Here is a 944-nt window from a genome sequence, read left to right on the forward strand (position 1 = left end):
CCGCGAGCGACGCGGCGAGCACGGCCGCGATCACGCCCGGCGTCGGGACGGGCGCGGGCGCGCCGCCGAGCAGGCCCGCGTTCGGGCCGGTCAGCAGGGGCGACGCGGCCCAGCCCGCGAGGAGCCCGGCGGCCCCGGCCGCGAGCGCGCTCACCAGGTGCTCGGCCAGCAGGACGGCGCCGACCTGCGCGGGCGTCGCCCCGGCCGCCTTCAGCAGCCCGACCCGGCGGCCCTGCTCGGCGAGCCGCCCGCCGACCAGCAGCGCGACGCACAGCCCGGCGAGGATCGCCAGCGCCCACGTCCCGCCGAGCAGCGCCCGGTCGGCGAGCCGCAGCTCCGCGGTCGCGTACGCGGCGATGTCCTGCGCCGCCACCACGCGCGTGACCTGGGAGGCCGGCCCGCCGCATCCCCCCGGGGAGGCCGCCGCTCGCCCTCCGCCGCCGCGGGGCTCCGCCCCGGGCGCCGGGCAGCGGTGCCGGGCGGCGAACGCGGGCGCGGCGGCGGGGTCGGTCAGCCGCAGCGGCATCGTCCAGCTCCGCTCCCGCGCGTCCAGCCGGGCCGCGTCGGCGCGGGTCGTCCAGACGAGGCCGGGGGCGGACGACGGGTAGGGGGCGCGGACGGTCGTGACGGCGATCCCCGCGACGGGCAGGCGGCGGCCCCCGACGACGATCGCGTCGCCCGGCCGGACGCCCAGCGCCGCGGCGAACGCCCGCTCCACCACGACCGTCCCGGGCGCCGCCCAGCGGCCGTCCGTCACGTGCGGGCGGTCGATGCGGGCGGGTCCGGCGTCCCGGCCGTGGACGACCGCCGTGACCTCGGCGTCCCCGGTCCGCAGCGTGGTCGAGAGGGTCGGGAAGGGGCGGCCCGCCGCGGCGACGCCCGGTTCGCGGGCGAGCGCGGCGAGGGCGGCCGGGTCCGAGGCCGCGGCGACGGCGTCGGGGCCC

At 83.1% G+C, this 944-nt stretch carries 1 protein-coding gene; it reads right to left on the bottom strand.

Annotated features, from left to right (window positions below):
* Nucleotides 1-944, bottom strand: a 944-nt coding sequence (locus ACFQ11_RS37750) for an ABC transporter permease (protein WP_378307756.1), incomplete at both ends; no start/stop codon positions are given.

Source organism: Actinomadura sediminis (assembly GCF_042675525.1).
Lineage (GTDB): Bacteria > Actinomycetota > Actinomycetes > Streptosporangiales > Streptosporangiaceae > Spirillospora > Spirillospora sediminis.